The organism is Methylocaldum sp., from assembly GCF_039794385.1.
Classification (GTDB): domain Bacteria; phylum Pseudomonadota; class Gammaproteobacteria; order Methylococcales; family Methylococcaceae; genus Methylocaldum.
The window spans coordinates 21423-29325 of record NZ_JBDIVO010000025.1; the positions used below are offsets into that span (position 1 = coordinate 21423).

Consider the following 7903-nt stretch of genomic DNA (forward strand, 5'->3'; position numbering starts at 1 on the left):
TCAGGCGCTCTTCTTTTTAAGATGGACCAACAGCAGCGAAATCGCCGCCGGTGTGACGCCCGGAATCCGCGCTGCTTGCCCGACAGTTTCGGGACGTTGTTGTTTGAGCTTTTCCCGGACCTCGTTGGACAACCCGATGACGTTCTGATAATCGAGACTTTCCGGCAAACGCCAATGGTCGTAGCGGCGAGAGCGCTCGATCTCCGCCTGCTGGCGATCGATGTAGCCTTGGTACTTCGCCTGAATTTCGACTTGATCGAGAACTTGCTCGTTTTCTTCTTCAGTTAACCGAGCGGATATCGCTTGGAGGTGTTCGATGCGGATCTCCGGTCGCCGCAGCAGTTCGAGTAGGGTGGATTCCCGCAACAGCGGCGCACTCAGGAACCGGCTTATGGTTTCGGCTTCGGCAGTATTCGGTCTGACATACGTTTTTGCCAGGCCGGTCTGTATCTCCGCAATGGCCTGCTGCTTCGCTTCGAATGCACGCCAGCGCTCGTCGTCCACCAATCCGAGTTCGCGGCCTTTCCCGGTCAGCCGAAGATCGGCGTTGTCCTCTCGTAGCAGCAACCGGTATTCCGCCCGGCTGGTGAACATGCGATAGGGTTCGCTCGTGCCCCGAGTGATCAGATCGTCGATCAGAACCCCCATGTAAGCCTCGTCGCGCATAGGCGACCAGGGTTCCAGATCCTTGGCCTTGCGCGCGGCGTTGACGCCCGCGATCAGACCTTGCGCGGCGGCTTCCTCGTATCCCGTCGTGCCGTTGATCTGTCCGGCGAAGAACAGGTTCTCGAGGTGCTTGGTTTCGAGCGAGGACTTCAGGTCGCGCGGATCGAAGAAATCGTATTCGATGGCGTAGCCCGGCCGTGTGATATGAGCGTTTTCGAAACCGCGTATCGACCTCACAAGCTCGTACTGCACGTCGAAGGGCAGACTGGTCGAAATGCCGTTCGGATAGATTTCGTAAGTATCGAGACCTTCGGGTTCAACAAAAATCTGGTGCGAATCCCTTTCCGCGAAACGCACGACCTTGTCTTCGATAGAGGGACAATAGCGCGGCCCGACCCCTTCGATAACGCCCGCATACATCGGCGAGCGGTCGAGACCGCAGCGGATGATATCGTGAGTCCGTTCGTTGGTACGGGTGATGTAGCAAGGCACTTGGCGAGGATGTTCCTCCCGCCGGCCGAGGAATGAGAACACGGGAACCGGCTCGTCGCCGGGCTGCTCCAGCATGACCGCATAATCGATGCTTCGCCCGTCGATCCGAGGAGGCGTTCCGGTCTTGAGCCGGCCGACCCGAAACGGCAGTTCGCGCAAACGCGCCGCCAAAGCGTTAGAGGGCGGATCGCCCGCCCGGCCGCCTTCGTAGTTTTCGAGACCGATATGAATCCGGCCGGCCAGGAAGGTGCCTACGGTGAGGACCACCGTACGAGCCCTGAATTTGAGCCCCATCTGCGTGATCACGCCGGCTGCGCGGTAATTTTCCACGATCAGATCGGATACGGCCTGCTGGAATAAGGTCAAATTCGGCTGAGTTTCCAGCACCCGACGCACGGCTTTCTTATAAAGCACGCGATCGGCTTGGGCCCGAGTCGCCCGCACCGCCGGGCCTTTGCTGGCATTGAGCACACGGAACTGAATGCCGGCTCGGTCCGCAGCATGCGCCATCAAGCCGCCCAGAGCATCGATCTCCTTGACCAAATGCCCTTTGCCGATCCCCCCGATAGCGGGATTGCAGCTCATCTGGCCAAGGGTTTCGATGTTCTGGGTAAGCAGCAGCGTCTTAGAGCCAGTCCGCGCAGCCGCCAAAGCCGCTTCCGTACCAGCGTGTCCGCCACCGACCACGATGACGTCGAATTCGGTGGAAAAATGCATGAGAGTTGAAATTTCAGGCAGATAGACCGGTTTTGCACTCCCCTGAAGTGCGCGCATAGCTTACTACATCGAACGCCAAAATTGGCATTGCGTTTAAGCCAAGACACGCCCGTACGCTCTGTGATGCAAAGCCACGCAATCTTTTTACCTATACACTATTGTTCAACACATTCTACACCTAGCGTTAACAAATCGAACAACACGGCTCCGCCAGTCCTTATCGAAACTCCGATGACTACATTACTTTGGCTACAAACCGGTGCCTGTGGCGGCGATACGATGTCGATCCTGTGCGCCGACAGTCCGTCGCTGGAAGAACTCCTGGATCAATACGGCATCGACATCCTCTGGCAACCGTCCTTGTCCTCAGAGCCCAAAGGGAAGCTGGACGCCCTGATCGAGGCCATTCTCAGGGACGAGCAAAGACTCGATATCTTGTGCATCGAAGGCAGCATCATGACCGGACCCAATGGATCCGGCCTGTACGATCCGTATCGCGGCCGTTCCAAGATGAGTTTGGTCAGGGAGCTGGCGGAAAAATGCCGTTATCTGGTTGCCATGGGTACTTGTGCGGCCTTCGGCGGCGTCCACGCCGCACCCCCCAATCCGACCGACTGCACAGGCATCCAGTTCGACAAGAAACTTCCCGGCGGCTTGCTGCCTGCCGAATGGCGGTCGCGAGCGGGAGCGCCGGTCATCAATGTCTCCGGCTGTCCGGCACATCCCAACGCCATGACCAAGACGCTGGCCATGCTGGCTTCCGGACTTCCGTTGGAACTCGACCATCTCAACCGCCCTAAGGATTTTTTCAATTCCCTGGTGCATCAAGGCTGCACGCGGAACGAGTATCACGAGTACGACGTCGAGGACAGCGCCTTCGGCGAAAAGGGCTGTTTGTTCTTCAACCTGGGCTGCCAGGGACCGACCACGCATGCCATTTGCAATACCGAGCTTTGGAACGGCCGCAGCAGTAAAACCCGCGCGGGAGTACCCTGTTTCGGCTGTACGTCCCCGGACTTCCCGCTGGACCAGGATCTGTTTCGCACCGAGAAAATCGGCGCCGTTCCGATAAACCTGCCCTTGGGGGTGGAACGCGCCAATTATATGGCGTACAAGAGCCTGGCCCACGAGGCCGCGCCTGAACGGGTCCTGAATAAAGAAATGGATCCCTGATGGCTAGACGAATTATCCAGATCGATCTTAATCGGGTCGAAGGCGACCTGGAATTCCAGTTGGAGCTGGAAGGTCGCGAAGTGGTAGATGCCCGCTGCATCGGTTCGCTCTATCGGGGATTCGAGCAAATCCTCATAGGCCGAAAACCTAAGGACGCATTGGTCATTACGCCCCGAATCTGCGGCATTTGCGGCACCGCCCATCTCTATTCGGCCGTTCTGGCCCTGGAGCAAATCGGTCGTATTGCCGTGCCCCCCAATGCTTCCCGCATCCGCAATCTATGCCTGATGGCCGAGACGGTGCAAAGCGATCTGCGGCAATCGTTTCTATTCTTTACCGCCGATTTTTGCCATCCCAAATATGCCGGCCGGCCGCTTTACGAAAAAACACTGGGGACCTTCCTGCCCTTCAAAGGCTGGGCCCATCGCGGCACCCTGGAGCATTCGCGCCATGTTCCCGGGATCGTTGCCATCTTCGGAGGCCAGTGGCCCCATTCCTCCTACATGGTGCCGGGCGGGGTGACGGCTCCTCCCACCAGTCGCCGCATCCTGGACAGCCTGTCCATCATCAACAATCTGACCCGATGGTTCGAGCAGGCAGTCATCGGAACCGATCTGGGTCCCTGGCTGGAGCTCGAATCCGCCGACCAGCTCTTCGCCTGGCTCGAAGCCGCGGACACTCACGCGAATAGCGCCATCGGCCTGATGACGAGGATGAGCCGCGACATCGGCCTGCACCGTTCCGGTTTCGGAACTTCCCATATGCTGAGCTGCGGCGCTTACTACGATTCGGCCGGCGGGCAGATGTTCAAATCGGGCTTCCTCAATGGCGACACGGGGAAGATCGAACCTTTCGATCAGGCCGAAATCGCCGAGCACGTGCGCTATTCCTGGTTCGAGCCGTATGAAGGCGGCCGCCATCCGTTCCGCGGTGAGACCATTCCGGATTTTCAACCCCACTCCGATCGCTATTCCTGGAGCAAGGCGCCCCGCTATCGGAACGAGGTGGTACAAACGGGTCCCCTGGCCGAATTGCTGATCGACGGCGATCCGCTGATCGACTCGCTGTATCGGGCGGAGGGCGGAAACACCTGGTTGCGCCAGTTCGCCCGCCTGCGCCGCACGGCTTTGCTGCTCCAGAAAATGCGGGAGATCCTGCACGAGCTGGCCGCCCATCTGGACGATCCCCACTTTACTTCGCCTGCCGCGGACGAAATCCCGGACGGGGAGGGATTCGGACTGATAACGGCGGCACGGGGTGCCTTGGGCCACTGGGTGCAAGTCACCGACGGAGCCATTTCCCGGTACCAGGTCATCACGCCGACCGCCTGGAACGCATCGCCCAAGGACAGCGAAGGCCGGCACGGACATTGGGAGAGTAGTTTGATCGGCCTTACCGTCGACGATCCGGACGATCCGGTGGAGATCGGCCATATTATCCGCTCCCACGATCCCTGCCTGGTTTGCACCGTGCACCTGTTGGATACGGGCAAGCGGATGACGGTCTGGCCCTGATCATGGACGGTCGTCACATCGTCTGTTTCGGTAACGAGTTGCACGGCGACGACGGCTTCGGCATCCGCGTTTATCAACAGCTCCGCCGGCTGGCTTGGCCGAGGGACGTCAAGCTGTTCAACGCGGGCATAGCCGGACTGAATGCACTGGAATTCTTGACCGATTGCCGTCAGGCGATTCTGGTTGACGCATTGGCCGATACGGGGAATGCCGGCGCTGTTTGCGTATTCAAACCCGACGATACGGTCGGACGCTGGGAAACCCCCATCGGTCATGGCTTGGGTATTCCGTACTTGTTGAAGGCCCTCGAAATCGTCTGCGAGTCGCCACCGGACATCATCATCGTGGGGGCCGAGGTCGAGAAAAGGGCCATCAAGCCTTTCTCTCCCGGTCTGTCCGGCAAGTCGGAACGCGCCGTCGAAAAGGCGGTCCGTACCATCCAGCGTCTGGTGTCGGTGTGAAACCCCTAAACCCGCCGAGCCGCCGTATCGCCGTCGAATCGGTGACTCTCGTCGAAACGGCCTGTCCGCCCCGTTGGATGGGGCGCATTCTTTTTCCGGGCGAACGCCGATTCACGGACATCCTCATTTTCAGCAGGGATGGCCAATTCTGGGCGATTCCCGCCCATTGTCCGCATGAGGGTCACGATTTAACGGACTGTCCCTTGTTCGACGGCGGAAAGTTGATCTGTCCGGTGCACGGCCAGCGTATCGAACTGAATTCGGCGGCACTGAAGGTCGAAGTGGACAACGGCCGATTCAACATCCCCCTGCCGGAGAAGGGACCCTATTGGATTTGCAACACCGATCACGAACCAAGTCGCGGGGAAGAGGATTCCGAAGCCCTCCGCCAAATGAGGGAAGAAACCGAAAAACTGAGGCTGGCGAATCTGAAACAGGAAAAACGCATCCTGGCCATCACCCGAAGCATGGATGCCATGCTCAAGGAATCGGAGCAACAGAAGGCGAAACTCAAGGAAGCCATGGGACGCCAGCAGGCTCTCAGCCGCTTCATCCAGCGTGTGCTGGACACCATGGATGATGTTCTGGTCGTCGTCGATGCGGAGGGCCGCATCCGTCAGGTCAACGGAGCGGCGGAACGCCAGCTCGGGCTCTCCGAGGAAGCGTGGTCCGGTTCCCCTGTCGACGAACTGCTGTCTCCGGAAGACAGACGGTTTCTCGCCGCGCAATTGCCGTCTTTGCCCTGGCCGGCGAAATCGGCACTGCTGGAGACCATCCGTTTGCACAAATCCTATAGCGGCGAGCACCGTCTGTCCGTTCCGCCCCGCCAGCGCCCGGGCCCGATTTACTGGCTGAAGGGCAACCTGCTGCACTCGGAGCAGGGCAAGCTGGAAGGCGCCGTCATCACGGCGACGAACATCACCGAAATCAAAGCAAGGGAAACCCAACTGCGGCTGAACGCCAAAGTATTCGAGAACACCAGCGAGGCGATTTTCATCACCGATCTCGAGGGAACGATTCTGGACGTGAACGACGCATTTTGTGATATCAGCGGCTATCGGCGATCGGAGGTGGTGGGTCAAAGCACCCGTTTGCTCAAATCGGGTCTGCAAGACCAGGCATTTTACGTCCGTATGTGGAAAACCCTTTTAAGCAAAGGCTATTGGAAGGGCGAAATCTGGGATCGGCGGAAGAGCGGCGAGTGCTTCCCGATGCTGCTGACCATCAATGCCGTCGCCGACGGGCGGGACAGGCTCACCCATTACGTGGCCGTCGCCCTGGATATCAGCAGCTTGAAACATGCCGAGAGAAAATTGGAACAATTGGCCTACTACGATTCTCTGACGGGCCTGCCCAACCGCTTTCTCTTCAAGGAACGGTTCGAGCACGAAAGCGCTCTGGCGCTACGCAACGGAACCAGGTTGGCCGTATGTTTCATCGATCTGGACAATTTCAAGGATGTCAATGACACGCTGGGGCACTGGGCCGGCGATTACCTGCTGAAGGAAGTCGCGTCGCGTATCCGGAACTGCCTGCGCAAAACCGATACCGTGGCGCGGTTCGGCGGAGACGAGTTCACCATCATTCTGTCGAACGTCGCCGATGCCGCGGAACCCGCCGATGTTGCCCAGAAACTTATCGATACGGTGGGGAAGCCGATCCACATTCAGAACCATCAGATCTTCGTGGGCGCCAGCATCGGCATAGCTTTATTCCCCGACGACGGTCGGGATTTCACCACCTTGACCAAACACGCCGATGCCGCCATGTATGTGTCCAAGGCAAAGGGACGCCGGACATTCCGCTATTTCGAAGACCACATGAAAGAGGAGCCGCGCCAGCGCATGGTGATGGAAACCCAGTTGCGCCAGGCGATCGAGCGGGAGGAGTTCTTACTCTACTATCAGCCCAAGGTCGACTGCGTTTCGAACCGGATCACCGGCGCTGAAGCGCTGATCCGCTGGCGGCACCCCGAGCAGGGCATCGTATCGCCCGGCCGCTTCATCACCATTGCCGAAGAAACGGCCCTGATCATTCCGCTCGGTCAATGGATTCTCAGGACAGCCTGTTTAAGAACCAGCGCTTGGCAGCACAAACTGCCGGAATTCCGAATCGCTATCAACCTTTCGGCCAAACAACTTTTAGCGGACGATTTCATCGACTTGCTGGATCGGGTGCTGGCCGAAACAGGAACCGATCCCGGGGCCGTCGAATTGGAAATCACCGAGACCTTGGTAATGCACGACATCGAAAAAGCGTCCGAGCGGCTGAGCCGTATCCGGGATCGCGGCATCCATATCGCCATGGACGATTTCGGCACCGGCTATTCGTCCTTGTCTTATCTGCAAAAATTGCCCGTCCAGACCATCAAGATCGACCGCTCCTTCATCCATGCCTACACCGGCGACCCGACTTCGGAGCAAGCGGCGCTGATCAAGACCATCGTGACTTTGGGGCAAATCCTCAATTTAAAGGTCGTGGCCGAAGGCGTCGAAACTCGGGAGCAACTGGAACTTTTAAAATTCTATGGCTGCCACGAAATTCAGGGTTACTACGTTTCTCCCCCTCTGCCGGAGGACGAGTTCGAAAAACGCTTTATCGAGCAGCGGGACTCTTGAATCCAATGCCGCTCCGAGCATTTCTTTGAGCGTTTTTTCAGCATGCACGCGCAGCCCCCGAGCTCCAAGCATTCAGCCATAGAGCGGAGATACGAATTCGCCTAGATCGATTGTTCGGGGAGACTGTCCCAGCCGTTCAGTCCGTCCGTTTTCAGGCTAATCTCCAGTAGCAATTCGACCTCTATCCAGAACGGCCGTGCGTGCCGATGCAGTCCCGGGCATGCAGTTCCTTGTACTAGCGCCGGACATCCAATGCATCAAG

General features: G+C 58.4%; 5 protein-coding genes. 4 read left to right on the plus strand and 1 reads right to left on the minus strand.

Annotated features, from left to right (window positions below; all coding sequences use genetic code 11):
• On the minus strand, nucleotides 1-1875 hold the full coding sequence (gene mnmG / locus ABJK70_RS04210; RefSeq protein ID WP_077728306.1) for a tRNA uridine-5-carboxymethylaminomethyl(34) synthesis enzyme MnmG: 1875 nt from the start codon (nucleotides 1873-1875) through the stop codon (nucleotides 1-3).
• Nucleotides 1876-2106: 231 nt separating this feature from the next.
• Between mnmG and ABJK70_RS04215 the strand changes: the two genes are divergently transcribed.
• The 4 genes from ABJK70_RS04215 to ABJK70_RS04230 are packed head-to-tail and all read left to right on the plus strand — an operon-like array spanning nucleotide 2107 to nucleotide 7641.
• On the plus strand, nucleotides 2107-3048 hold the full coding sequence (locus ABJK70_RS04215; protein WP_077728305.1) for an NADH:ubiquinone oxidoreductase: 942 nt from the start codon (nucleotides 2107-2109) through the stop codon (nucleotides 3046-3048).
• Nucleotides 3048-4562 (plus strand): nickel-dependent hydrogenase large subunit, encoded by a 1515-nt coding sequence (locus ABJK70_RS04220; protein WP_347257441.1) that lies wholly within the window; start codon nucleotides 3048-3050, stop codon nucleotides 4560-4562. Before ABJK70_RS04215 ends, ABJK70_RS04220 begins: the two co-directional genes overlap by 1 nt.
• Nucleotides 4563-4564: 2 nt before the next feature.
• A complete protein-coding gene (locus ABJK70_RS04225; RefSeq protein ID WP_077728303.1) occupies nucleotides 4565-5023 on the plus strand; it encodes a hydrogenase maturation protease in 459 nt (152 codons plus the stop codon).
• Entirely contained in the window at nucleotides 5020-7641 is a 2622-nt protein-coding gene (locus ABJK70_RS04230) for an EAL domain-containing protein (RefSeq protein ID WP_347257442.1), read from the plus strand. Before ABJK70_RS04225 ends, ABJK70_RS04230 begins: the two co-directional genes overlap by 4 nt.
• The last annotated feature ends 262 nt before the right edge of the window (nucleotides 7642-7903 follow it).

What these genes read in the sequence shown, in the direction of transcription:
- mnmG (WP_077728306.1), bottom strand. Translation starts at nt 1,875, where the DNA reads ATGCATTTTTCCACCGAATTCGACGTCATCGTGGTCGGTGGCGGACAC.
- ABJK70_RS04215 (WP_077728305.1), top strand. Translation starts at nt 2,107, where the DNA reads ATGACTACATTACTTTGGCTACAAACCGGTGCCTGTGGCGGCGATACG.
- ABJK70_RS04220 (WP_347257441.1), top strand. Translation starts at nt 3,048, where the DNA reads ATGGCTAGACGAATTATCCAGATCGATCTTAATCGGGTCGAAGGCGAC.
- ABJK70_RS04225 (WP_077728303.1), top strand. Translation starts at nt 4,565, where the DNA reads ATGGACGGTCGTCACATCGTCTGTTTCGGTAACGAGTTGCACGGCGAC.